A 22,435-nucleotide genomic window follows, 5' to 3' on the forward strand; every position below is an offset into this window, starting at 1 on the left:
ATATATCCCGCTCAGCCCTCGCTGACCAGACTCACCGCCTTGATATAAGCGTAGATCTGCTGCTCCGGCACCAGCGCCAGCCGCCTGGCGGAGCGGCTGGTGATCCGGGCCAGCAGTATCTGCTGACCCAGCTCCAACTGCAACAGGGTCTGGCCGGGGCGCACCTCGCGCACCGCCAGCAGACGGGTGACGAGACAGTTGGAGAGACTGGAGTGCTCGATGGGGGCGGTAGCGATCACCACATCGCGCCCCGCCACCTTGATCTGCAAGGGGCCGCTCTCGTCCGGAACATGGGTCATGGTGACCCGCAGCTGCTGCTCACCGAGTTGCAAGGTCGCCATCTGCTCGCCGTCATCATAGTGGGCCAAGGTGGCATTCAGCATCACCCCGGCATCGTCACGGCTTGCGAGCGAGAGATCGGTGCGGGCGAAAATCTCGCTCGGCCTACCTTGCGCCTCCACCCTGCCACCTTCCAGCAACACCAGCTGATCGCAGAGCAGGCTCACCTCCTCCATGGCGTGGCTGACGAAGATCATCGGGATACCGCTCTCCTGCTGCAAGCCCTTGAGCACATGGGCCTGATGGATGCGGCTGCGCCGATCGAGCGCAGAAAAAGGCTCATCGAGCAGCAGCAGATCAGGCTCGGCCAGCAGCGCCCGCCCCAGCGCTACCCGCTGGCGTTGACCGCCAGAGAGGGCATGGGCAGGCTGCCCCAGCAGATCGACAAAACCGAGCCGAGCCGCCAGCGCTTCGGGCTGCCAGCGCCCTCGCCCCTTGCGGGCCGCCAGTTGCAGATTGCCGAGCACCGTCAGATGGGGGAAGAGCCGCGAGTCCTGAAATACCAGTCCGATCCGGCGCGCTTCGGGCAGCAGTTGAGCATACTCCCGATCGCGCCACCGCAAGCGATCCCCGCTTTGGCGATCGAGCCCGGCGATGATGCGCAGCAGGGTGCTCTTGCCGCAGCCGGAGGGGCCGAACAGGCCGAGGATCCCCCCCAGTTCGAGGGTCAGTGCGCAGTCGAGGGTAAAAGGGCCAAACTCGCGTCGGGCATGGAGGTTCAGGGCATGGCGGTGCGGCACGTTCACAGGCGGCATAGTGGCGGGCTGGTTCATCCAAACACTCTCCGCTGTCTGCGCTGCAACACACCATAGACCAGCACCAGCATCACCAGCGAGAAGGCCATCAGGCCGCCCGCCAGATAATGGGCTTGTCGGTAATCCATCGCCTCCACATGATCAAACAGGGCGATGGAGAGCACCTGGGTTTCGCCGGGGATATTGCCGCCAATCATCAGCACCACGCCAAACTCCCCCAATGTATGGGCAAAGCCGAGGGCCGCCGCCATTACGAAGCTGGGCAGGGTCATCGGCAAGATGATGTGGAAGAAGCGCTCCAGCGGGCCGAGCCCCAAAGTAGCGGCGGCCTCCAATTCCTTGTTGCCCATGTTGACGAAGGCGGAGGTGAGCGGCTGCACTACGAACGGCAGCGAATAGAGGATGGAGGCAAACAGCAGGCCGAGAAAGCTGAAGGCAAGAGGGGTACCAAAGGTGTCGCGCCACCAGGCGCCGAAGCCATATTCAGGGGAGAAGGCGAGTAGCAGATAAAAACCCAGCACTGTGGGGGGCAGCACCAGCGGCAGCGCCACCAGCGCCTCCACCAGCGGCCGCAGCCGATTCTGACTGCGCGACAGCCACCAGGCCAGCGGCGGAGCCAGCAACAGCAAAATCGCTGTGGTACTGGCCGCAAGCTTTAGGGTGAGCCAGACCGCCAGCAGATCCCCTTCACTCATTGTCGACCTCCCGGTTGATAAATGCCTCCAACGGCATGGTCTCCATCCTCATTGCAAAGAGTGGCCGACCCGAAGGCCGACCACTCAGGGTATCGCATCAGGCCCATCCCCTTATTGGGGCAAGGCATAACCAGCTGCCTTGATCTGCGCCTGACCCGGCCCCTTGAGCCAGGCCACCAGTGCCTCGACCGCGGCACCTTTCTTCAATACCAGCCCCTGCTGCTCGATGGGGGGATAGAAGCTCGCAGGCACTGCCCAGGCTTCACCGGTCTTGCCCGCTTCCACCAGATTGGCCCAGGCGACAAAGCCCAGCTCGGCATTGCCGGTGTCGACAAATTTCCAGGTCTGGCCGATGTTGGCGCCGGTCAGCAACCGGTACTGCTTGGGATCGATCTTGAGATGGGTGAGGGTCGCCATGGCGGCAGCACCATAGGGAGCTGTACGGGCATTGGCGATGGCGAGGTTGCCTTTCCAGCTACGCAGGGTCGCCTCGTCAGGGGCCGGCCCCCCCTTCTTCCACAGCCCCAGCTGGCCGATGGCGTAGGTGAAGCGATCGCTCCCCTTGCCCTCTTTTTCCAGCTTCTCGGGGGTCGCCGCATCGGCGGAGAGGAAGAGATCGAACGGCGCGCCGTGACTGATCTGGGTGTAGAGCACTCCGGTGGCGGCAGACGAGATGGCCAGGGTGTGGCCGGTCTTGGCGGTAAACTCCTTGCCAATACGCTCGATGGTTCCCTTGAAGTTGGCAGCCACAGCCACCTTCACTTCATCAGCCTGCACGGCACCGGTATGCAAGGTGGCGGCGCAGACGCCGGCGATGACAACAGATAACAGCGGTTTCATTCCCTTTCTCCTGATGGGGCCCGCACATCCGCGCCCCTTGGCGGGGCCGTGGTTCCCGTTGAACCTGTGCCCCTCGTGATGAACAGGTCAGGCTTGCCAGCGGGCAGCGGCGGCGTTGTCGCTCTCCTTGGCCTCGACCCAGCGTTGCACACCCTCGGCGGTCAGCTCTTTTTTCCAGAACGGCGCCCGGGTTTTCAAGAAATCCATGATGAAGTGGCAGGCATCAAAGGCTGCGTCGCGGTGGGCACTGCTCACCGCCACCAGCACGATTTGATCGCCAAGCCACAGCTCGCCGATACGATGAATGAGGGTACACTCCTGCAGCGGCCAGCGGCGGCAGGCCTCCTGCACGATATCGGCCAGCGCCTTCTCGGTCATACCAGGGTAGTGCTCGAGGGCCAGCCCCTTCACCTCCTCCCCCTGATTGAAGTCGCGCACCTTGCCAACAAAAGTGACGATGGCGCCACTGTCGGCGCGGGTGGCGAGGCGGGCATATTCGTCCGCCAGCGAGAAATCCTCACGCTGCACCAGAATGCGGTCTGTAATCGCTACGTCGTTCATGGCTCAGCCTCCGGTCGTTACTGGAGAGAAAGTGAAGAAGGCCACTTCGTCACCACCGCACAGCTCAGTGGTGCGATCCACGGTCATTATCTCGCTCATCCTTAACCTCCGGTCACCGGCGGGAAGAAGGCCACCTCATCGCCATCGTTGATGGAGGTATCGAGGGGCACCAAGGTCTGGTTGACCGCGACCAAGAGCTTGCCTACTTCCAGCGCCAGCGCCCACTTGTCGCCGCGCTCACAGAGCGCTGCGCGCAGTTGTTCGGCGGTGGCATAGTCGCAGGGCAGGCTCAGCTCATCGCAGGCCACCAGCTCTCTTACTTGCGCAAAAAATAGTACCTTGATCATGCTTGCTCCCCGCTATTTGACCCCAGCTGAAAATGGCCGGACTTGCCGCCCTTTTTCTCTACCAGCCGCACCTGTTCGATCACCATGTCTTTTTGCACCGCCTTGCACATGTCGTAGATGGTCAGCGCCGCAACAGATGCCGCCGTCAGCGCCTCCATCTCCACCCCGGTCTTGCCGGAGAGCTTGCAGAGGGTGCGGATATGCACCCGATTCTGCTCGGCCAGCGGCACTATCTCCACCTCGACTTTGGTCAAGGCCAGCGGATGGCAGAGTGGGATAAGATCGGAGGTCTTCTTGGCGGCCATGATGCCGGCGATACGGGCGGTGGCGAACACGTCACCCTTGTGGTGCTGGCCGCTCAGGATCAGCGCCAGCGTCTCGGGGGCCATGGCAACAAACGCTTCGGCACGGGCTTCGCGCTCGGTCACCTGCTTGTCGGTCACATCCACCATATGGGCTTCGCCGCTCTGGTTCAGATGCGTCAGGTTGGGCTGGGTCTGCTTGGGATCGGTCTGGTTCATCGTTTGCTCTCAGAGGTGGGAGACAAAGTTGCACGGCTTGGTGCGGGCATCGAGCTGATCGCGGATCAGTTGCTCCCAACCCAGCTGGCAAGCGCCGGTGGAGCCGGGCAGACAGCAGATCAGAGTGCGATTGGCGAGTCCCGCCAGCGCACGGCTCTGCATGGCGGAGCCTTTAATCTCGGCAAAAGAGAGTTGACGGAACATCTCGCCAAAACCCTGTACGGTGCGTTCGAACAGCACACCGACCGCTTCCGGTACCCGGTTCTGTTCATTGAAGCCGGTACCGCCGTTAATCAGTACCACCTGCACCCCCTCATCGGCGATCCACTCGCTCACCCGCGCGCGGATGCGAAACAGGTTGTCGGGGCAGAGCGCCCGATCGGCCAGCTGATGGCCCGCGTCGGTAAGGGCCGAGACCAGATAGTCGCCCGAGCTGTCATCGGCGGCGGTGCGGCTGTCGGAGACCGTCAGCACGGCGATCTTGAGGGGAATAAATGCGTTGTGTTTCTGTCCCATCGGGCAGCTCCTTGTGGCTATGGGCCGTCAACGAGGCAGGAAGAGAAGGGGTATGAGAGGCCAGCTGTCAGGGCGCAAAAACTGATGCAGACAGAGGTGACCAACTTGCTCAAGCGTGTGACGGCGGGCTGATTCTATCAAAGGTTTCACGAGATATGGGATTTAAAAGACACACAAATCTGATGCTTGTCCCATATATGAACAAAACGCAGGCCGGGCAAACCCGGCCTGTCGTCGCAGGATCAGAATCCTTTCACCCCGGTCATGTCGGGCAGCTGGTGAGCAATCCCCTTGTGACAGTCGATGCAGGTACTTTCACCACTGGCCAGATTGGTAGAGTGCATCTTGGCGGCACGCTGCCCCTGCAGGGAGAAGTCCATATACTCGAAGTTGTGGCAGTTGCGGCACTCGCGCGAATCGGTCTCTTTCATCCGCTGCCACTCTCGCTCCGCCATCTCGCGCCGGTGCGACTCGAACTTCTCACGGGTATCCACCTTGCCGGTGATCATGCCCCACAGCTCCTTGGAGGCCTGCACCTTGCGGATGATCTTGTAGGTCCACTCGTGCGGTACGTGGCAATCCGGGCAGCTGGCCCGCACGCCGGAGCGGTTAGCGTAGTGGATGGTGTCGCGGTACTCCTCGAACACGTTGTCCTTCATCTCGTGACAGCTGGTGCAGAAGGCCTCGGTGTTGGATGCTTCCATGGCGGTGTTGAAACCACCCCAGAAAATCACGCCACCGAAGAAGCCCATCAGCAGGATGACCCAGAGAGCCGCCTTCGATGGTGACTTGAAGGTGGTCCACAGACGCTGGATAAAGCCGGGTAATTTCATCTATGGATTCCTCAGTTCAGCGCTTCAACCGGTTTAAAGGTATTTTCCACCAGCGGCTTGGCATCCGCTTGCGGTACATGGCACTGCAGGCAAAAGTAGCGACGCGGCGACACTTCACCCAGGGTCAGGCCGTCGCGGGTCTCGAAGTGAGTCGGACTGATCTTGGGGGCCTTCATGGCACTGGCATTCTTGAAGCTGTGGCAAGCCAGGCACTTGTTGACCTTGGTGTCCACCTCATAGTTGCGAATGTCGTGGGGGATCAGCGGCGGCTGATGCATGTACTGGCGATCGTAGGGCGCGCCATCCTTGCGGAAGTTTTTCAGGGGCGCGGCAGTGGCATCGGTCACCAGATCGGTGGCGCCACGCTCGGACTTGAGGCCACCGGTACTGTTGGTGATCTCGGGGGCCGCTGCCATCAAGGATCCCGCCATCAGGCAGGCCAGCATTGCTCCAATCAGCTTTTTCATTATTTGTTCTCCGACGTTTTTTCTGCCTTGACGGCAAAACCTACAGTGATTTCAAAAACTTGTTCCGCGCAGACATCGATGCAGCGGCCACAGTTGGTACACTCCTGAGCCGCAATCAAGGGCCCGTGACCGCGCTTGGCACCATGAACAGGCCCGCGCAGGATGTGACGCTCCGGGCAGACCGCATAACAATCCATGCAGTTGTTGCACCGCTCGCGCCCCTTGGCAGAAATCTTGATAAACCCGACCCGGTTGACCAGGGCATAGAAGGCCCCCACCGGACAGAGATGACCACACCAGCCCCGCTCAACCACTAAAAGATCGAACAGGAACAGCGCCGCAAGCAGGGCCCAGCCCGCCCCCATGCCAAACAGCAGGCCGCGCATGGCCAGCGACACCGGATTGACCAACTCCCACGCCATCACCCCGACCACCGCTGGCACCACCAGCACCATGGCCAGCAGCCAGTAGCGGGTCGCACGGCTGAACTGGCCATTGCCCTTGAGGCCAAGTCGCCCCCTGAGCCAAGCTGCGGCATCCGTGATGAGGTTGACCGGACAGACCCAGGAGCAGAACACCCTCCCCCCGACCAGCCAGTAACCGGCCAGCACAATGGCAGCCCCCAGCCAGAGAGTGGTGATGGGCCAGTGACCCGCCGCCAGCGACTGCAACAGCGTGAGGGGATCGGTCAGCGGCACCGTCTCCAGCAACAGGGAGCTGGAGAGGTTGCCCTTGAGGATCCAGATGCCCGCCAGCGGCCCCAGCAAAAACAGCCCGAGCACGCTGAACTGGCTCAGCCGACGCAGCAACAGGAAGCGGTGGGAACGCCACCACCCCAGCTTGATGCGAGCCTCTTCCCCCGGATAACGACTCATAACCCCTCCGGTTTGCGGGTGGGCAGGGTGAGCCTGTCGCCGATGAGCGACTTGTTCCCCGCCTTGGCCTTCTCTTCCCAGCCGAGCCGGTAGTGATGACCCAGCTCACCTTTGGCAAGCTGGCGTGGCACCACCTTGATGGCCGCTTCTTCCAGCACGCAGGCATGCTCGCACTTGCCACAGCCGGTACAGACATCGCTGTGTACCGTGGGCAGGAACATGGCGTGCTTGCCGGTGCGCTGGTTATGCTGCAGCTCAAGAGTGATCGCCTTGTCAATCAGCGGGCAGACCCGATAACAGACATCGCAACGCAAACCCAGATAGTTGAGGCAGGTCTCGTGATCGATGAGCACTGCCACCCCCATCCGGGCCTGATCGATGTCGGTCATCTGCTGATCCAGCGCCCCGCTCGGACAGGCCGCCACACAAGGGATGTCATCACACATCTCGCAGGGCACGGCACGCGCCTTGAAATAGGGGGTGCCGGTGGTCACAGGGTCAAACAGCCGGGCGAGCTTGAGGGTGTCGTAGGGGCACGCCTCAACGCAGAGCCCACAGCGCACGCAGGCGCTGAGGAACTCTGCTTCATCGAGAGAGGCGGGCGGACGCAGCGCCTGGGCAGGCACAGCTTGCGCCTGCTGGCGGGCCACGCCACCGAGCCCCGCGCCAAGCAGGCCCACACCGCAGGCCCCCTTGGCCATGTCGGCCAGAAACTGGCGACGACTACGACTCATCTCGTACTCCCCCGCCTTAAGCCTTCATCACCTTGACGGCGCACTTCTTGTAATCGGTCTCTTTCGAGAGCGGATCGGTGGCGTCCAGGGTCAGCTTGTTGACCAGCTGGCTGGCATCAAAGAAGGGCATGAAGACCAGTCCTTTCGGCGGACGGTTGCGACCACGGGTCTCGACACGGGTCTTCACCTCGCCACGGCGGGAAGAGACGATCACCTCTTCACCACGGCGCACGCCGCGAGCCTTGGCATCGTCCGGGTGCATGAAGAGCACCGCATCCGGGAAGGCGCGATAAAGCTCGGGCACCCGACGGGTCATGGTGCCGGTGTGCCAGTGCTCCAGCACGCGGCCGGTGGAGAGCCACAGATCGTACTCTTTATCGGGCGACTCGGCGGCGGGCTCGAACGGCAGGGCGAAGATGACCGCCTTGCCATCGGGCTTGCCATAAAAACGTACCCCCTCGCCCGCTTTCACATAGGGGTCGAACCCTTCGCGATAGCGCCACAGGGTCTCTTTGCCATCTACCACAGGCCAGCGCAGACCACGGGCTTCGTGGTACTGATCGAACGGTGCCAGATCGTGACCGTGGCCACGACCGAAGGTGGCGTACTCCTCGAACAAGCCCTTCTGGACGTAGAAACCGAAGTGCTCGGCTTCGTCGTTCAGCATCCCCTTGCTCTGCTCTTTCGGGAACTGGTTGACCTGACCGTTGGCATAGAGCACGTCAAACAGGGTTTTGCCCTTTACTTCCGGCATCTTGGCAATCAGCTCAGCCGGCCACACTTCCTCGACTTTGAAGCGCTTGGAGAACTCCATCAACTGCCACAAGTCGGACTTGGCCCCTTCCGGCGCTTTTACCTGCTGGTGCCAGAACTGGGTGCGGCGCTCGGCGTTGCCATAGGCCCCCTCTTTCTCCACCCACATGGCGGTGGGCAGGATGAGGTCCGCTGCCTGGGCAGTGACGGTCGGGTACGGGTCGGAGACCACGATAAAGTTGCGCGGATCGCGATAGCCAGGCAGGCGATCGGTATTCATGTTGGGGCCGGCCTGCATGTTGTTGTTACACATCACCCAGTAGGCGTTGAGCTTGCCGTCCTTGAGCATGCGATCCTGCAGCACAGCGTGGAAACCCACCTTGTCGGGAATGGTCCCTTCCGGCAGTTTCCAGATCTGCTCGGCAATGGCGCGGTGTTTGGGCTCGGTCACCACCATGTCGGCAGGCAGACGGTGGGCAAAGGTACCCACTTCACGCGCGGTGCCACAGGCAGAGGGCTGGCCGGTCAGTGAGAAAGGACCATTACCCGGCTCGGAGATCTTGCCGGTCAGCAGGTGGATGTTGTAGCAGAGGTTGTTGGCCCAGACGCCACGGGTATGCTGGTTGAAGCCCATGGTCCAGTAAGAGACCACCTTCTTGCCCGGATCGGCATAGAGCTTGGCCAGCTTTTCCAGCTTCTCTTTGGAGACGCCGGAGAGCTTGGAGACCGACTCCACATCGTAATCCGCCACGAACTTGGCAAACTCCTCGAAGGTCATCGGCGTGGCATCGCCGCTGTCCGGGTTCTTCGCTTTCTGCTGCAGCGGATCGGTCGGGCGCAGGCCGTAACCGATATCGGTGACCCCCTTCTTGAACACGGTGTGCTTGTTGACGAAGTCCCAGTTCACCTTGTCGTTCTGGATGATGTAGTTGGCAACATAGTTGAGGATCGCCAGATCGGTCTGCGGGGTGAACACCATGCCGTTGTCCGCCAGCTCGAAGCTGCGGTGCTCGAAGGTCGAGAGCACGTGCACCTGCACATCCGGGTTGGAGAGACGGCGATCGGACATCCGCGACCAGAGGATGGGGTGCATCTCGGCCATGTTAGAGCCCCACAGCACGAACGCATCGGCCTGCTCGATATCGTCATAGCAGCCCATCGGCTCATCCATACCGAAAGTACGCATAAAGCCGACGACCGCAGAGGCCATGCAGTGGCGGGCATTAGGGTCGATGTTGTTGGAGCGGAAACCGGCCTTCATCAGCTTGGCGGCAGCATAGCCTTCCCAGACGGTCCACTGGCCGGAGCCGAACATGCCGACGGCGGTCGGCCCCTTCTCTTTCAGGGTCGCCTTGAACTTCTCGGCCATGATGTCGAACGCCTGATCCCAGCTGATGGGGGCGAAGTCGCCATCCTTGTCGAACTGGCCGTTCTTCATCCGCAGCATCGGCTGGGTCAGGCGATCCTGGCCGTACATGATCTTGGAGAGGAAGTAGCCCTTGATGCAGTTGAGGCCACGGTTGACCGGCGCATCGGGGTCGCCCTGAGTCGCCACGACCCGACCATCCTGAGAGCCCACCAGCACGGAGCAGCCGGTACCGCAGAAGCGGCAGGGAGCCTTATCCCAATGGATGGCAGTCTTGTCGGTACTGGTGATGAGATTGGCTGCCAGCGTGGGGGCACTGACACCGGCCACGGCAGCGGCAGCTGCCACCGCGTTGGCCTTCATAAAGTCGCGTCGACTCAGCTTCATGGCATATCCTCACATTGCTTATCGCGTAATAGTTGTCGAATCTGTCGAACGGGAGCCAGCCATCAGCGGCAGAGGGCACGCCCGGCATCCCATCACTCTTTTCAGTGACCGCCCAGTTCATCGAACTGGTGGTAAATCAGGGCGGCAGAGAGCACACCCGGCATCGCCTGTATCGCATCAATGGCCGCCATGATCGGCCGCTGGCTCGGACCTTCCAGGGTCACGACCAGCTTGCCCTCGTCACTGACGGCGTGGATCTCGGCCCCTTCAAGGGCGCCAATCTGCTCGGCGAGCTGATGGCGCAAAGGGGGCTGGGTCAGCACCACCAGACTCGATACATGGAACTCCTTATCCATTGTGGCTTCTGTGTCACACGGCTTCTGACTCATTCTGACTCCTGCTTGAGGGTGGGCTGGCTCGCACCACCGGATGGGGCGGCTCGCCCGTCGACCTTGATGCTGCCAACCGGACAATCCTGCACGCAGGCGCCGCAGCCATTACAGCGATCCGGCTCGACCGTCGGGGTGGGCACACGCCCCAGCACCGGAATAAAGCGAATGGCATTGGGCTCGCAGCTGTCCTGACAGCGCTGGCAAAACACCTGACCATTGGCCAGACAGTTGGCCTCGATATGGGCCTTGTAGTGCCAGGGGGACTCGCTGGTCGGGCGAAACAGCGGCACCTTGCAGACCGTGACGCACTCGGTGCAGAAGGTGCATTCGCCACGCTGGAAATCGACCACCGGAAAACCGCCCTCGCCATTCACCAGGATCTGCTCCGGACAGGCGGCCAGACAGTCCCCGCAGCGGGTACAGTCGGCGACAAATGCCGACCAGTTGACTGACCAGGGCAACTGCACCGGCGGTTCGGCGGTTCTCAGCCGCCCCCGGAACAGGCCGCGGCGGGCAAGATCGATCTCATCCGGCATGTTGACTCCTGTTCTGGTGAAAAAGGGGACAGTGCGAGTCCATGATTGGCATTCTTGATACCAATTATAAGAGTGGGTGTATATTGCGGCCCTGACAAGGTAAGGGATATACCACCAGGGAGATAAACAGGGGGGATTCTTGCGCCAGATCAAAGCCTTGCAGCGCAATAAAAAAGGAGGTATCGGTTAAAATACCTCCATGTGAGGATTGCTATTTAATCGTTGGCGATTTTTGCGGTTATCCGCCGATCGAGGCGAGATGAGGGGTGATACCGGCATTGCCCTCATGGAGACGATGGGTGGCACTCTTGCCCGCCAGTGCCGCGCGAATGCGCTGTTGCAGCTCATCAGATTGCCCATCTGCGCCGAGCAGATCCCGCAGGTCGATGCCGTTGTCGCCAAACAGGCACAGATGCAGCTTCCCCAGCGAGGAGACCCGCAGCCGGTTGCAACCGGCACAGAAATCCTTGCTGTAGGGCATGATGAGCCCCACTCCACCCTGCGATTCCGGATGCATGAATACCTGCGCCGGACCGTCATCCGTGCCCCGCAACTGCTGCACCCAGCCGCTCTCCAGCAAGCGCTGTTTGATCTGCTCCCCGCTGACATGGTGGTCACGAAACAGGGTATCCATCTCGCCGGTCTGCATCAGCTCGATAAAGCGCAGCTCGATGGGCTTGTGCCTGATCCAGCCCAGAAAGGCATCAAGCTGGCAGTCGTTGAGCCCCTTGAGCAGCACAGCATTGATCTTCACCGATTTGAAACCGGCGGCCAGTGCTGCTTCGATCCCCTCCATCACCTCGGCCAGCTTGTTCTCACCGGTGATCTGATGAAACTGGCGCGGGTCGAGACTGTCGACACTGACATTCAGCGCGTTGAGTCCGGCATCAAACCACTCCTGGGCCCGCTCCTTCAGGCGATAGCCGTTGGTAGTCATGGCGACCTTCTCGATACCCGGGGTGGTGGCAATCACCTTGACGATCTCGGTGAAATCGCGGCGCAGGGAGGGCTCGCCCCCCGTGATGCGCACCTTGCGAGTACCCATGGCGGCAAAACCGCTGACCACGCGGCGGATCTCGTCAATCGAGAGAAAGGGTTGACGCCCCGCTTTGTGACCTTCGGGGGGACGATAACCGTCAGGCAGGCAATAGGTGCAACGGAAATTGCACACATCGGTCACTGACAGACGCAAATAGTAAAAACGACGGGAAAAACCATCTTCAAGTGGCAACATAAACACCTTTCCAAATACGGGAGGCCAGGGCATTTCTTTCCTGACCCTTACAGCTCGAACGTCGGCTGACGGCTGGTTTTCCCCTATCGCTAGGACTTAGGCAAAACCGCTCGGAGTTCATCTAGTTTTTCGATGCTAACACAAGTTGGAGTACACTCCCACGCATCTTGCGGGGTCCTTATCACTATTCAGAGGTGCGCATCAGTATGGGAAAACGGTTCAGGGTCCATTCGGTCAGCAGTGCCATTGGCCGCGCCATGGTGTTGATCCTCTTCATGGCCAGCCTGATCGCGCTGGTCGCCATGGTCACCCTCTTCTACTCGGTACCCGATGCCAAGGCGATCAACCTCTCCGGTTCGCTGCGGATGCAGGCCTACCGGATGGCCTACGAAATCGAGCGGGGCGACAGCGTGCTGGGGCGCCTCTCCCAGTTTGAAGAGACCCTGCACGCCGAAGAGCTGCAGGAGACCCAGCGCTGGATCACTCCTGCCTCCCTGCGTCGCACCTATGGCGAGGTGCTCGGCCAGTGGCAGGTGATGCGCCAGCACATCGAGGATCGTACCCCCAGACGGTACACCGATAACACCGAGCAGTTTGTGGCGGCCATCGACAATTTCGTCAATCAGATGCAGTACCACGTGGAATTCAAGGTGCGGATGCTGGCACTGGCGGAGGGGCTCGGCCTGCTGGCCATCATCACCATCGCCTGGTTCACGGTGCGCTTCACCCGTCAGCAGGTGGTCGCCCCCCTCAACCAGCTGGTCTACTGTGCCCGCCAGATCCAGCGGCAGGATTTCGATCTTAAGCTGCCCGCCCACGGCGAAAACGAACTGGGGGAGCTATCGCGCGCCTTCGTCACCATGGCCGATGAGCTGGGCAAACTCTATCGGGAGCTGGAAAACAAGGTGGAAGAGAAAACCGCCAAGCTGCAACAGGCCAACGACACCCTCTCGTTTCTCTACTCGACCGCCCAGAAGCTGCACGCCGCCCCGCTCAGTACCCGTACCCTCATCAAACTGCTGGACCGCGCCGCCGCCCACCAGCATATCGACCATATCCGGCTGACCCGCTTCGAACACAACGCCATGCCGGTCTACATCTCGGGACGCACCGGCTGGCCCGGCGATCTCGATGCGGTCGCCAGCTTTTATCTGCAGATGGATGAGCAGGAGTTCGGCCGCCTCGACATCATCAGCCAGCACCCCATCGATGAGCGGTTGATTAAAAACTTCACCATGCTGCTGGCTCAGGTGCTGCACAAAGACCAGACCCTGCTGCAACAGCAGCGACTGCTGCTGATGGAGGAGCGGGCGGTGATCGCCCGCGAGCTGCACGACTCGCTGGCGCAAGCCCTCTCCTATCTCAAGATCCAGTCCACCCTGCTCAAGCGCTCTTACGCCAAGGGGCAGCATGACAAGGCGCAGGAGGCGATGCAGCAGATCGACGAGGGGCTTAGCAATGCCTATACCCAGTTGCGCGAACTGCTCGGTACCTTCCGTCTCACCATTGGCGATGCCAATCTGGGGGAAGCGATCCGCGTCATGCTTGATCAACTGCAGCCTCAGACCCAGGCCGAAATCCGGTTCCATTACGGACTGGCCGACAACGACTTGGAGGCGGGCCAGCATATCCACATTTTGCAGTTGATCCGTGAGGCAGTGCTCAATGCCATCAAACATGCCAACGCGCAAGTGATTGATGTTAGCTGTGAGACCCTCGCCAGTGGTAACATTGAGGTTCAGATTTCAGATGACGGTGTCGGGATCGGACTCGCCAGCTCGGCGATCAACCATTACGGGTTGAGCATCATGAACGAGCGCGCCAGCAAACTGCACGGTCTGCTGACCATCAACGAGCAGCAACCACAAGGCACCTGCGTGCATCTGACCTTTCCCACCAGTCTAACGAGAGACGCCTGATGGACGAGATGAAATACACAGTTCTGGTCGTAGATGACCATCCCCTCATGCGCAAAGGGATTGTGCAGCTGCTGGCTCTGGAAGAGAACATGGAGGTGACCGGTGAAGCCTCCAACGGCACAGATGCCGTGGCGCTGGCCAAAGAGTCCGAGCCGGATCTGATCCTGCTCGATCTCAACATGAAGGGGCTCTCCGGCCTCGATACCCTCAAGGCGCTGCGCGCCGAGGAGATCACCTCCCGGGTAGTGATCCTCACCGTCTCCGATGCCCGTCAGGATGTGGTGGCTTTGCTCAAGGCCGGTGCCGACGGCTACCTGCTCAAGGATACCGAGCCTGATCTGCTGCTGGCCCAGCTGGCCGACGTGATGACCGGCAAGCAGATCCTGAGCGAACCGCTGCGCCCCTATCTCGAAAACATCTACGAGCTGGATCACCTGCAGCAGAAGCTGGAAAGCTTAACGCGTCGCGAAATGCAAATCCTGCGCGAAATTGCAAAAGGCCTCTCCAACAAACAGGTCGCCTCGGTACTCCATATCTCCGAGGGAACGGTCAAGGTTCACGTGAAGAGCCTGCTGAAGAAACTCGAGGCGCAAAGCCGCGTGGAAGCGGCTGTCATGTATCTGGAGCAGCGCAACTAAGCGCCCTCAACCGCCCGAAAAGCCACCCTCCGGTGGCTTTTTTCATTCTCTGGCACAGTCGCTGCATTGTCATATTCAGCAACTACTCAATGGAGGATGGAACATGAAACTACAACCTTTGGCACTGTTCCCCTTGCCTTCCCACATACTGCCGGGCGGCAAGCTTCCTCTGCGTCTGTTCGAGCCACGCCACCTGCAGATGCTCAAGGAGTCATTCATCAACGATCAGGGCTTTGGCATCGTGATGGAAGAGTCGACCACCTCGGGACAATCCGGCCGCATTCTGCCGGTGGGCACCCGGGTCAAGGTGACTGACTTCTACAGCCTTAATGATGGCCTGCTGGGAGTGACGGTGCTGGGACTGGAGCGCTTCTGCATCCACGAGATGGAAACAGACGAGATGGGCCTGCGCCGGGCCAAGGTGGAGATGCTGCCCAACTGGCCGAGCACCCACTCAGATTTCAACGACAAGCTGCTGGTCAATCGCCTGCGGGAAGTGTTCGAGCAGTATCCGGAGCTTGATGAGCTCTATCCGGACAAGCGCTTTGAAGATGCCGCCTGGCTCTGCCAGCGCTGGCTCGAGATATTGCCGATGCCGATTTATGAAAAGCAGATGCTGATTGCCAAACAAAACAGCGAAGCGGCCCGTAAATTTCTGCATCGCCTGATTTCACAATGACAAAAACAGCGTTGCAAAATGCAATTATTCCAACAATGAAAATGTGAAATTCGCATTTTGCGAGTAAGTAGGAACGCAAAACGCCATAACAAGAGAGAGCCGCTGCGCTAAACGGCCAAAATTGAACACAAAAGAGTCCTAAAAAAGTTGGCACAGATTTTTCATATAGATTGATACAACCCGATTTATCCCGTGCTCTCTTCAGTATTTGCTGAAGAACTGGTCAACCCACAAAGTTGACCATTTTTTTTATCCGCGCGTCGGCAACCGCTGACCAAAGTGACGCTGCAAACACTCTCTCAACCGTGACAAGGTGATAGGCTTGGCGAGAAAGTCATCCATCCCCTGCGCCAGACAGCACGCCTTGTCCTCCGCCATCGCATTGGCCGTCAGGGCGACGATAGGCATGGTGCATCCCAACTCACGCAAGCGTCGGGTCGCTTCCAGTCCGTCCATCAGGGGCATCCGCATATCCATCAGGATCAGATCCGGGAGCTGCTCATCCACCTGCGCCAGCGCTTCCAGACCATTGGCAGCCAGCCGAACCTTGCCCACCAGTTTTTGCAGCATCAGCGACACCACCAGCTGATTCACCGGGCTGTCCTCCACCACCAGCACATCCAGTGGCAACAGTGCCGAAGCCCCCTCCTCCCGCTGCGGCTGGCTATGGCAGGGTAGCGCCATGCCGGGCAGTTCGAACCAGAAACAGCTTCCCTTGCCCGGCTCGCTCTTCAGGTGGATCTCTCCCCCCATAAGCGTCACCAGACGCTTGCTGATGGCAAGACCGAGGCCGGTACCGGAAAAACGCCGGGTGGCCGAGTTGTCGACCTGGGAGAAGGGTTCAAACAGCAGCGCCTGATCCGCATCAGCGATCCCGATCCCGGTGTCGGAGACCGAGATCAGCAGCTTCTCATCCTGCCAACCCAGATGGAGAGTGACCTCTCCCTGTTCGGTAAATTTGAGGGCGTTGTCCAGCAGATTGCCCATCACCTGGGTAAGACGCACCGGATCTCCCTGCAGCTCGGCAGGGACAGCTTCATCTACCCCATAGCTCAGTGTTATGCCCTTGCCGTCGGCACGGTTCTGCAACGGTTCGATCACGGATTGACACAACTGGATCGGTTGCAAGGTCTCGCAATGGAACACCAGGGTCTGGGACTCGATTTTAGAGAAATCGAGCACATCGTCGATGATGGTCTGCAGCAATCTGGCAGAGTGGGTGGCATGACGTAGCAACTGCTTCTGCTCGGGTGCCAGCTCGGCGTGTAGCACCAGGTCGAGCATCCCCAGCACCGCATTCATGGGGGAGCGGATCTCGTGGGTCATCATGGCAAGAAACTGGGATTTGGCACGGTTGGCCGCCTCCGCATCGTCCCGTGCCCGCGCCAGCTCCTCTTCACGATGGATCTGGTGGCTGATATCGCGTGCGGTACCGCGATATCCCGTAAAAGCCCCCCCATGATCAAAACAGGGTTCGGCACTCACCTCCATCCAGCGGGGGCCGTCGAGCATCGCAACCTGCATGCGTACAGCCCGAACCGGTTTACGCTGCTCCAATAGGTCGAGATATGCCTGTGACTCAGTACTCTGCTTGTTGCAGACATAGTCATAGAGGGTCGGCCGGGTTGCCAGCGGGGTCATCTCGTCAAGGTAACCGGGCTCGGAAGCATAGCTGAGCCGGTGTTCGGCATCGGTCTCCCAGAACCAGTCGGAGGCCATGGCGGCAAAACTGCGAAAACGGCGTTCACTGGCCTGCAGGGCCTGAGTTTTTAAATCGACCTGCTCCTGCAAGCGGGCCCGATAGGCAATGTTGACCAGCGCTTGTGAAATCAACGGACGGCAGCGCTGCATGGCCGCCTTGCTGGTCAGATCGAAGGAGCCGGCCAGCGAGTGCCGACAGAGGATAACGGCGGTAAAGCCGGGGGCCTGCAGCCCGGTCAGCATCAGGCTGGCCCAGCCCGGCTCGCTCGCCAGCGGTGCCAGCTCAGGCAACTGGAACGGGTCATAGATCACCAACGTCTCTCCGGCAATGGCACGAGCAAAGGCCGGGGTCATCAACCAGCTGCGACCGCACTGTTCCGGCTCGGTACTGAGGTGGGTGATGCCCTGTTCCCCACTCCAGGCCACCACATCCGCATGTTCAAATCCAATAAAGGGCTTGAGCACTTGAATGAGGCTCTCCAGCACCTGCTCCAGCGTTTTGGCATCAGCCAGTGTAGCCACCCCTTTCAGCAGGGTATGGGATTCATGACGATACTTGGCCTCGCGCTCACGACAGCGCATAAGATCGACCAGGGTCGCCTGCAGTTTGTCGCCAAGGGCTTCCAATTCACTGTTGCCAATCATCTTGTATCCTGCTCTGCTCAAGCGGTCAGAAAGATCACACTCGATACCATCAGGTTGCCGTGGGCCAGCTCGCCATTGGGCAGCCGCCCCTGCTCGCCGAAGGTAAAGGGGGTGATAAAAGGGATCTTGCCGAGGCGAGCCTGGCTCTGCTCGACAAATTGGCACAACATATCACCTAGCGCCAAACGACAACCAGCACAAAAGATGATGAGAGCGCCGATAGGCTGCAATTCCACGTCGAACCCATACCCTGGCTCGATACGCATGGCATTGAGGCTGCGCTGCAACAACCCTTCCTGACTGCTGTACATCAACAGCAGACGCTCCCCTTGCACCACATCGGTAAAGAGCCGCAGCCCGCCCTGTTCGGTCACCGCTTCGGGGTGGGAGAGTTTGTAGTAAGGAATGCCATCCAGCGCTCCCACCTGACGGGCCAGCGGGGTGAGCGTGGTCTCCCGCAAAATCGCCCCCACCGGCCAGGGCTGCTCGCGACCGCACCAGCGGGCATAGACCTCGGCAGCAGGCTGGTGATCGATGGTGAGTACCTCCCGCCCGTTGCAGGCGGTGATCTCACCACTGAATTCGGCAGGCACATAACCGGAGTGAAACTGAAAAGCCAGCTGGCAATCGGGATAGAGCACCGCCAGACCGATGCCATCCTGAGCCACCGCCTCATCCCAGCAGAGCTGCCAGTCACCGCTGACGCTGCTATCAGCCGCGGATCCACCGACCACCGGCACCGAGGCACCGAGTTCTGCCTCGATTCCGGCCAGCAGCCCCTCCTCCTTGCCGGGACTGGCATGAAACAGGATCAGCTGGGGCAGCTCGCCCGGTCGACCACAGTCGCTCATGGCTCGGCGCAGCAACTGCCGCACATCCACCCCGTCACCGCTGGCACCGGCTACCCCGAATGCCCCTTTCTCATCGTACAGAGCAGCAACCGCCAGCCCATATCCGTCTCGGGCGTGGTGTCCCATCTCGGTCATGACACCACCGCAAGAGCTGCACCCAAGCAGGCGGGTCGTCGGGAACTGGCATTTGAGCGCGTCGCGCAGTATCGCCCCCTCATGGGCTTGGGTAAAATAGAGCAACAGCAGGGAGGGGGCCTGATCGGCATGGTGGCGCAGCTGCGCGCAGATATCTTGGGCCGCCAGCGATGAATTCTGGGCGAGGGAGTGAACGGTCAGAAATTTCAACACCATCTCCTTGTTTTATCGAATGGCAGCCTCAAGCAAAAATCATACCTTTATCAAACAATTATCTCGCTTCGCTTGCTAACATAGCGGTCAACTGAGACCAATGACAGGACGCCCATATGTGGCAAAAAAACATCAATGACTTCGATCGGGTCGTTGCCATCGGTGGTGGCCATGGTATGGGACGAGTGCTTTCGTCCCTCTCGTTTCTCGGTCAACGGCTCACCGGCATCGTCACCACCACAGATGATGGCGGCTCGACCGGACGCCTGCGCAAGAGTCAGGAGTGCATCGCCTGGGGCGATCTGCGCAACTGCCTGAACCAGCTGGTCACCGATCCCAGCATCGGCAGCCTGTTGTTCGAATACCGCTTTGCCGGCAAAGGCGAGCTGGCGGGCCACAACCTTGGCAACCTGATGCTGCTGGCGCTCGATAATCTCTGTGTCCGTCCTCTTGATGCTATCAAGCTGATCAGTGACATGCTCAAAATAGAGTCACAATTGCTACCCATGTCTGAATTTCCCACCGATCTCTGCGCCCATATGGAGTGTGGCACCCAGATCCTGGGAGAGGTATCCATCGATCAACTGGCAACACCACCCCTCTCCCTCGGCCTGATGCCGGAGGTGCAAGCGACCCGCGAAGCGGTGCTGGCATTGCAGCAGGCGGACATGATCATTCTGGGGCCGGGCAGTTTCCTCACCTCCATCATGCCGCCATTGCTGCTGGCCGAGATCGCCCAGGCCATCAACGAGAGCAGCGCCATGCTGGTTTTCGTCTGTAATCTGGTGGCGGAAAACGGCCCTGCCAGCCAGCTGGATCTGATGAGTCAGTGTCGCTGGCTGGAATCCCGGGTCGGTCAGGGTCGGCTGGATGCCATCCTGGCCCCACAGGGCGCAGGTGATGCGGGGGGCTGGCAAGGGCGTGTGATCGAAGCCGAGCTGGGCGAGCTTGAGCTGCCCCATCGGCACGATCGATTGAAGCTTAAACTGGCGCTGGACCGGATCATCCAGCAACTGCTCAACCAGCGTTAGGCAACGGTCACTGCGCCCCGGCACCCCTGCATGGCGCCGTTACTGATAATCGGCAAGAAACGCGAGCACTTGGGGCAAGGAGGCCTCCAGCAGTTGCAACTGGCGCTCTGCCTCTGCCACATCGGCCTGCTTGCTGGCCATCTCAAGTGCCATCACCTGCTGATAACTCGGCATGGCGCCATAGCTGCCACAGGATGATTTCATGCTGTGCGCCACCCGAGCCAGCGCCTCCCACTCTCCCTGTTCATAGAGGGGTCTGAGCTGACTCAGCTGCTCGCCCACCTCTTCAATAAAGACTGCGATGACCACGGGCAGCATATCCGGACCGATATCCTCTGCCAGCTGCTGCAACACCTTGCGATCCACCCACTCCATGCGAGGCTCCTCCAGAACGGTATTCAAACAGACCATACTATAGATAGTTTTCGATGTCGTGGCTCACGACCAGGCAGTGATGAAGCACCCGATTGGATGGCTCAGGGAATAAAGTGGCAAAAAATGTGATCAGTATCGAAATAGCGATGCTCAAGCGCCCGTCAAGACAACAACTTGATTGCCACAAATTAACAATTGATCAACACTCAATGCCGTCAGAGTGATGATGCTCAGCAACACCTCTCATCCCTTTTGCCTTTTATGGCTGCTGCGAAGAACCAGGGTAGGTATCTACCCTGGTATTTTTTTATCTTGCCCAAGCGCAACCCGATTGGTCGCCACCCGCTCCCCAAGCCGGAACAGATTGAATTCGCCGGGGGCCATCTTGATCCAGTTCTCATTGCCGGTCAGCGGCCGCGTCGTGACCAGCGTCACCACATCGTTGGGTGTGGTCTCGCTCTGGAAATCGATCACCACCTCCTCATCCAGCAAACTCGCCTCGCCAAATGGCGCGCAGCGAGTCAGCCAGTGCAGGTTGTTGCTGCAGTAGCTCATCACATACTCCCCGTCCGAGAGCAGCATGTTGAACACCCCGAATGCTCTGAGCTCATCACACAAGGTGGCCATATAGCGAAACATGGCGGGAAAGTTTGCAGGACGCTTGGGGTACTTCTGCTCCAACCGGTCGAGCAGCCAGCAGAAGGCGTGTTCGCTGTCGGTATCCCCTACCGGACGGTGGCGACCGGTTGGCAGCTTCTTGTAACCGGTCAGCTGACCGTTGTGGGCGAAGGTCCAGTAACGGCCCCACAGCTCACGGGTAAAGGGGTGGGTATTTTCCAGTGACACGCAGCCACGATTGGCCTGCCGAATGTGGCTGACCACAGCGCAGCTCTTGATGGGCAGCGCCTGTACCAGTCTGGCGATGGGAGATTGGGCGCTGGGCTCGGGATCCTTGAAGGTGCGAAAGCCCTTCCCTTCGTAAAAGGTGATCCCCCAGCCATCCTTGTGGGGCCCGGTCTTGCCGCCGCGCAGCATCAACCCGGTAAAGCTGAAGCAGATATCGGTCGGCACATTGGCACTCATGCCGAGCAGTTCGCACATATCCGGCAGACTCCTTTCATGATTTGGCTTGTGTCATGTTCGACCAGCACGCTGGTTCGACAGACAGCAGGGGAAGGCGCAATCTCTTCCCCTGTGACTGGCAACAACCGGCCGATGGCGAACCATGCTACCGGCGTTGCCCTTGTCTGGTAGTGACAGCCTGATTACTTGGCCATCTCTTTTTCGACCAGCTGGATCAGGATGTGGATCACCTTGATGTGCACTTCCTGAATACGGTCGGCATAGCCAAAGTGCGGCACGCGGATCTCGACATCCGCCAGACCTGCCATCTTGCCGCCATCCTTGCCGGTCAAGGCGATCACTTTCATCCCTTTGGCGCGGGCCGCCTCGATGGCTTTCAGGATATTGCCGGAGTTGCCGCTGGTAGAGATGCCAAGCAACACGTCGCCACGGCGGCCGACCGCTTCTACGTAGCGGGAGAAGACATAGTCATAGCCAAAGTCGTTGGAGACGCAGGAGAGGTGGCTCGGATCGGAGATGGCGATACCGGCATAACCCGGGCGGTTCTCGCGGTAACGACCGGTCAGCTCTTCGGCGAAGTGCATGGCGTCACAGTGGGAGCCACCGTTGCCACAAGAGAGCACCTTGCCCTCTTCTTTGAAAGAGTCAGCCAGCAGTTTGGCGGCCGCTTCGATGTTTTTCAGGTTCTGCTCATCAGCCAGGAAGGCCTGCAGCACGCTGGCAGCTTCGGTCAGTTCATTGCGGATCAATTCTTGGTACATGATGTCTCTTCCACTGTTTTTAGTGTGCGTGTAGATCGCGGCTATTCTCGCACAAGCGAATCGCACAGTCGCCCCCCTGCGAGCCACAGCGCTGGCGGCGCGTGAGCGTTATGGGGATCACAGAGAGAAGGTAATGAAGATGTAAACAGCTTGATAACTTTGTGCGTATGAATTACAACAGGGGCCATATCCAACAGGTCAGACCTCTGGATGAGTTACACCAAGTTGGCACATTTATACACGCAAGGAGCAA

The 22,435-nt window shown here is 59.8% G+C and carries 24 protein-coding genes and 1 riboswitch; of the genes, 4 read left to right on the plus strand and 20 right to left on the minus strand.

Going from position 1 to position 22,435, the window contains the following annotated elements; genetic code table 11:
• Window positions 1-11 precede the first annotated feature (11 nt).
• From modC to moaA, 15 genes are all read right to left on the minus strand, one after another.
• Window positions 12-1,112, minus strand: coding sequence for a molybdenum ABC transporter ATP-binding protein (modC, locus tag G5287_RS02080; RefSeq protein WP_421230714.1), 1,101 nt, complete (start codon window positions 1,110-1,112; stop codon window positions 12-14).
• Window positions 1,109-1,789 carry a molybdate ABC transporter permease subunit gene (gene modB / locus G5287_RS02085; protein WP_309507037.1) on the minus strand — a complete coding sequence of 227 codons (681 nt, stop codon included), beginning with the start codon at window positions 1,787-1,789 and terminating at the stop codon, window positions 1,109-1,111. Before modB ends, modC begins: the two co-directional genes overlap by 4 nt.
• 111 nt (window positions 1,790-1,900) lie before the next feature.
• The gene (gene modA, locus G5287_RS02090; protein ID WP_421230715.1) at window positions 1,901-2,629 is read right to left on the minus strand and encodes a molybdate ABC transporter substrate-binding protein; all 729 of its coding nucleotides are present in this window, start codon (window positions 2,627-2,629) and stop codon (window positions 1,901-1,903) included.
• A gap of 87 nt (window positions 2,630-2,716) precedes the next feature.
• The gene (moaE, locus tag G5287_RS02095) at window positions 2,717-3,190 is read right to left on the minus strand and encodes a molybdopterin synthase catalytic subunit MoaE (RefSeq protein ID WP_421230716.1); all 474 of its coding nucleotides are present in this window, start codon (window positions 3,188-3,190) and stop codon (window positions 2,717-2,719) included.
• A 101-nt stretch (window positions 3,191-3,291) separates the two neighbouring features.
• Window positions 3,292-3,537 (minus strand): molybdopterin synthase sulfur carrier subunit, encoded by a 246-nt coding sequence (moaD, locus tag G5287_RS02100; RefSeq protein WP_421230717.1) that lies wholly within the window; start codon window positions 3,535-3,537, stop codon window positions 3,292-3,294.
• Entirely contained in the window at window positions 3,534-4,058 is a 525-nt protein-coding gene (moaC, locus tag G5287_RS02105) for a cyclic pyranopterin monophosphate synthase MoaC (RefSeq protein WP_110302479.1), read from the minus strand. The genes moaD and moaC overlap by 4 nt, the downstream gene beginning before the upstream one ends.
• 9 nt (window positions 4,059-4,067) lie before the next feature.
• Complete coding sequence (gene moaB, locus G5287_RS02110; protein ID WP_005344126.1) at window positions 4,068-4,574, minus strand: molybdenum cofactor biosynthesis protein B; 507 nt, start codon at window positions 4,572-4,574, stop codon at window positions 4,068-4,070.
• 242 nt (window positions 4,575-4,816) lie between these two features.
• Entirely contained in the window at window positions 4,817-5,407 is a 591-nt protein-coding gene (locus tag G5287_RS02115) for a cytochrome c3 family protein (RefSeq protein ID WP_005353459.1), read from the minus strand.
• Between the two features lie 11 nt (window positions 5,408-5,418).
• On the minus strand, window positions 5,419-5,874 hold the full coding sequence (locus tag G5287_RS02120) for a nitrate reductase cytochrome c-type subunit (RefSeq protein ID WP_005334452.1): 456 nt from the start codon (window positions 5,872-5,874) through the stop codon (window positions 5,419-5,421).
• A complete protein-coding gene (napH, locus tag G5287_RS02125) occupies window positions 5,874-6,749 on the minus strand; it encodes a quinol dehydrogenase ferredoxin subunit NapH (protein WP_421230718.1) in 876 nt (291 codons plus the stop codon). Before napH ends, G5287_RS02120 begins: the two co-directional genes overlap by 1 nt.
• Window positions 6,746-7,483, minus strand: a complete 738-nt coding sequence (gene napG, locus G5287_RS02130; protein ID WP_421230719.1) for a ferredoxin-type protein NapG — start codon at window positions 7,481-7,483, stop codon at window positions 6,746-6,748. Before napG ends, napH begins: the two co-directional genes overlap by 4 nt.
• Window positions 7,484-7,499: 16 nt before the next feature.
• Window positions 7,500-9,989 (minus strand): nitrate reductase catalytic subunit NapA, encoded by a 2,490-nt coding sequence (napA, locus tag G5287_RS02135; protein ID WP_159157283.1) that lies wholly within the window; start codon window positions 9,987-9,989, stop codon window positions 7,500-7,502.
• A gap of 101 nt (window positions 9,990-10,090) precedes the next feature.
• The gene (locus G5287_RS02140; RefSeq protein ID WP_043821129.1) at window positions 10,091-10,345 is read right to left on the minus strand and encodes a chaperone NapD; all 255 of its coding nucleotides are present in this window, start codon (window positions 10,343-10,345) and stop codon (window positions 10,091-10,093) included.
• 29 nt (window positions 10,346-10,374) lie between these two features.
• Entirely contained in the window at window positions 10,375-10,917 is a 543-nt protein-coding gene (napF, locus tag G5287_RS02145) for a ferredoxin-type protein NapF (RefSeq protein ID WP_139430237.1), read from the minus strand.
• A gap of 238 nt (window positions 10,918-11,155) precedes the next feature.
• Window positions 11,156-12,151, minus strand: a complete 996-nt coding sequence (moaA, locus tag G5287_RS02150; protein WP_421230720.1) for a GTP 3',8-cyclase MoaA — start codon at window positions 12,149-12,151, stop codon at window positions 11,156-11,158.
• A riboswitch (molybdenum cofactor riboswitch) is annotated at window positions 12,139-12,279 on the minus strand. Its footprint overlaps the gene before it by 13 nt.
• Before the next feature lie 78 nt (window positions 12,280-12,357).
• On the opposite strand from moaA, the gene narQ reads away from it, so the two are divergent.
• From narQ to G5287_RS02165, 3 genes are all read left to right on the plus strand, one after another.
• A complete protein-coding gene (gene narQ, locus G5287_RS02155) occupies window positions 12,358-14,070 on the plus strand; it encodes a nitrate/nitrite two-component system sensor histidine kinase NarQ (RefSeq protein WP_201937096.1) in 1,713 nt (570 codons plus the stop codon).
• Window positions 14,070-14,708, plus strand: coding sequence for a two-component system response regulator NarL (narL, locus tag G5287_RS02160; RefSeq protein WP_005334471.1), 639 nt, complete (start codon window positions 14,070-14,072; stop codon window positions 14,706-14,708). Before narQ ends, narL begins: the two co-directional genes overlap by 1 nt.
• Window positions 14,709-14,811: 103 nt before the next feature.
• Window positions 14,812-15,387, plus strand: coding sequence for an LON peptidase substrate-binding domain-containing protein (locus G5287_RS02165; protein ID WP_201937094.1), 576 nt, complete (start codon window positions 14,812-14,814; stop codon window positions 15,385-15,387).
• Window positions 15,388-15,636: 249 nt separating this feature from the next.
• On the opposite strand, the gene G5287_RS02170 is transcribed toward G5287_RS02165, so the two are convergent.
• Window positions 15,637-17,733, minus strand: a complete 2,097-nt coding sequence (locus G5287_RS02170; RefSeq protein WP_421207948.1) for an ATP-binding protein — start codon at window positions 17,731-17,733, stop codon at window positions 15,637-15,639.
• A 17-nt stretch (window positions 17,734-17,750) separates the two neighbouring features.
• On the minus strand, window positions 17,751-18,935 hold the full coding sequence (locus tag G5287_RS02175) for an FIST signal transduction protein (protein WP_421230721.1): 1,185 nt from the start codon (window positions 18,933-18,935) through the stop codon (window positions 17,751-17,753).
• Window positions 18,936-19,048: 113 nt separating this feature from the next.
• On the opposite strand from G5287_RS02175, the gene G5287_RS02180 reads away from it, so the two are divergent.
• Complete coding sequence (locus tag G5287_RS02180; protein WP_201937091.1) at window positions 19,049-19,963, plus strand: gluconeogenesis factor YvcK family protein; 915 nt, start codon at window positions 19,049-19,051, stop codon at window positions 19,961-19,963.
• Window positions 19,964-20,002: 39 nt separating this feature from the next.
• Here G5287_RS02180 and G5287_RS02185 read toward each other — a convergent pair whose 3' ends face one another.
• From G5287_RS02185 to lpcA, 3 genes are all read right to left on the minus strand, one after another.
• Window positions 20,003-20,338, minus strand: a complete 336-nt coding sequence (locus tag G5287_RS02185) for an Hpt domain-containing protein (protein WP_005353511.1) — start codon at window positions 20,336-20,338, stop codon at window positions 20,003-20,005.
• A gap of 291 nt (window positions 20,339-20,629) precedes the next feature.
• On the minus strand, window positions 20,630-21,439 hold the full coding sequence (locus G5287_RS02190; RefSeq protein WP_421172031.1) for a class II glutamine amidotransferase: 810 nt from the start codon (window positions 21,437-21,439) through the stop codon (window positions 20,630-20,632).
• A gap of 164 nt (window positions 21,440-21,603) precedes the next feature.
• Window positions 21,604-22,182, minus strand: coding sequence for a D-sedoheptulose 7-phosphate isomerase (gene lpcA, locus G5287_RS02195; protein WP_005334485.1), 579 nt, complete (start codon window positions 22,180-22,182; stop codon window positions 21,604-21,606).
• Window positions 22,183-22,435 lie beyond the last annotated feature (253 nt).

It is taken from the genome of Aeromonas sp. 603079 (assembly GCF_049172135.1).
GTDB classification, from domain to species: Bacteria; Pseudomonadota; Gammaproteobacteria; order Enterobacterales; family Aeromonadaceae; genus Aeromonas; species Aeromonas veronii.

What these genes read in the sequence shown, in the direction of transcription:
- modC (WP_421230714.1), bottom strand. Translation starts at nt 1,112, where the DNA reads ATGAACCAGCCCGCCACTATGCCGCCTGTGAACGTGCCGCACCGCCAT.
- modB (WP_309507037.1), bottom strand. Translation starts at nt 1,789, where the DNA reads ATGAGTGAAGGGGATCTGCTGGCGGTCTGGCTCACCCTAAAGCTTGCG.
- modA (WP_421230715.1), bottom strand. Translation starts at nt 2,629, where the DNA reads ATGAAACCGCTGTTATCTGTTGTCATCGCCGGCGTCTGCGCCGCCACC.
- moaE (WP_421230716.1), bottom strand. Translation starts at nt 3,190, where the DNA reads ATGAACGACGTAGCGATTACAGACCGCATTCTGGTGCAGCGTGAGGAT.
- moaD (WP_421230717.1), bottom strand. Translation starts at nt 3,537, where the DNA reads ATGATCAAGGTACTATTTTTTGCGCAAGTAAGAGAGCTGGTGGCCTGC.
- moaC (WP_110302479.1), bottom strand. Translation starts at nt 4,058, where the DNA reads ATGAACCAGACCGATCCCAAGCAGACCCAGCCCAACCTGACGCATCTG.
- moaB (WP_005344126.1), bottom strand. Translation starts at nt 4,574, where the DNA reads ATGGGACAGAAACACAACGCATTTATTCCCCTCAAGATCGCCGTGCTG.
- G5287_RS02115 (WP_005353459.1), bottom strand. Translation starts at nt 5,407, where the DNA reads ATGAAATTACCCGGCTTTATCCAGCGTCTGTGGACCACCTTCAAGTCA.
- G5287_RS02120 (WP_005334452.1), bottom strand. Translation starts at nt 5,874, where the DNA reads ATGAAAAAGCTGATTGGAGCAATGCTGGCCTGCCTGATGGCGGGATCC.
- napH (WP_421230718.1), bottom strand. Translation starts at nt 6,749, where the DNA reads ATGAGTCGTTATCCGGGGGAAGAGGCTCGCATCAAGCTGGGGTGGTGG.
- napG (WP_421230719.1), bottom strand. Translation starts at nt 7,483, where the DNA reads ATGAGTCGTAGTCGTCGCCAGTTTCTGGCCGACATGGCCAAGGGGGCC.
- napA (WP_159157283.1), bottom strand. Translation starts at nt 9,989, where the DNA reads ATGAAGCTGAGTCGACGCGACTTTATGAAGGCCAACGCGGTGGCAGCT.
- G5287_RS02140 (WP_043821129.1), bottom strand. Translation starts at nt 10,345, where the DNA reads ATGGATAAGGAGTTCCATGTATCGAGTCTGGTGGTGCTGACCCAGCCC.
- napF (WP_139430237.1), bottom strand. Translation starts at nt 10,917, where the DNA reads ATGCCGGATGAGATCGATCTTGCCCGCCGCGGCCTGTTCCGGGGGCGG.
- moaA (WP_421230720.1), bottom strand. Translation starts at nt 12,151, where the DNA reads ATGTTGCCACTTGAAGATGGTTTTTCCCGTCGTTTTTACTATTTGCGT.
- narQ (WP_201937096.1), top strand. Translation starts at nt 12,358, where the DNA reads ATGGGAAAACGGTTCAGGGTCCATTCGGTCAGCAGTGCCATTGGCCGC.
- narL (WP_005334471.1), top strand. Translation starts at nt 14,070, where the DNA reads ATGGACGAGATGAAATACACAGTTCTGGTCGTAGATGACCATCCCCTC.
- G5287_RS02165 (WP_201937094.1), top strand. Translation starts at nt 14,812, where the DNA reads ATGAAACTACAACCTTTGGCACTGTTCCCCTTGCCTTCCCACATACTG.
- G5287_RS02170 (WP_421207948.1), bottom strand. Translation starts at nt 17,733, where the DNA reads ATGATTGGCAACAGTGAATTGGAAGCCCTTGGCGACAAACTGCAGGCG.
- G5287_RS02175 (WP_421230721.1), bottom strand. Translation starts at nt 18,935, where the DNA reads ATGGTGTTGAAATTTCTGACCGTTCACTCCCTCGCCCAGAATTCATCG.
- G5287_RS02180 (WP_201937091.1), top strand. Translation starts at nt 19,049, where the DNA reads ATGTGGCAAAAAAACATCAATGACTTCGATCGGGTCGTTGCCATCGGT.
- G5287_RS02185 (WP_005353511.1), bottom strand. Translation starts at nt 20,338, where the DNA reads ATGGAGTGGGTGGATCGCAAGGTGTTGCAGCAGCTGGCAGAGGATATC.
- G5287_RS02190 (WP_421172031.1), bottom strand. Translation starts at nt 21,439, where the DNA reads ATGTGCGAACTGCTCGGCATGAGTGCCAATGTGCCGACCGATATCTGC.
- lpcA (WP_005334485.1), bottom strand. Translation starts at nt 22,182, where the DNA reads ATGTACCAAGAATTGATCCGCAATGAACTGACCGAAGCTGCCAGCGTG.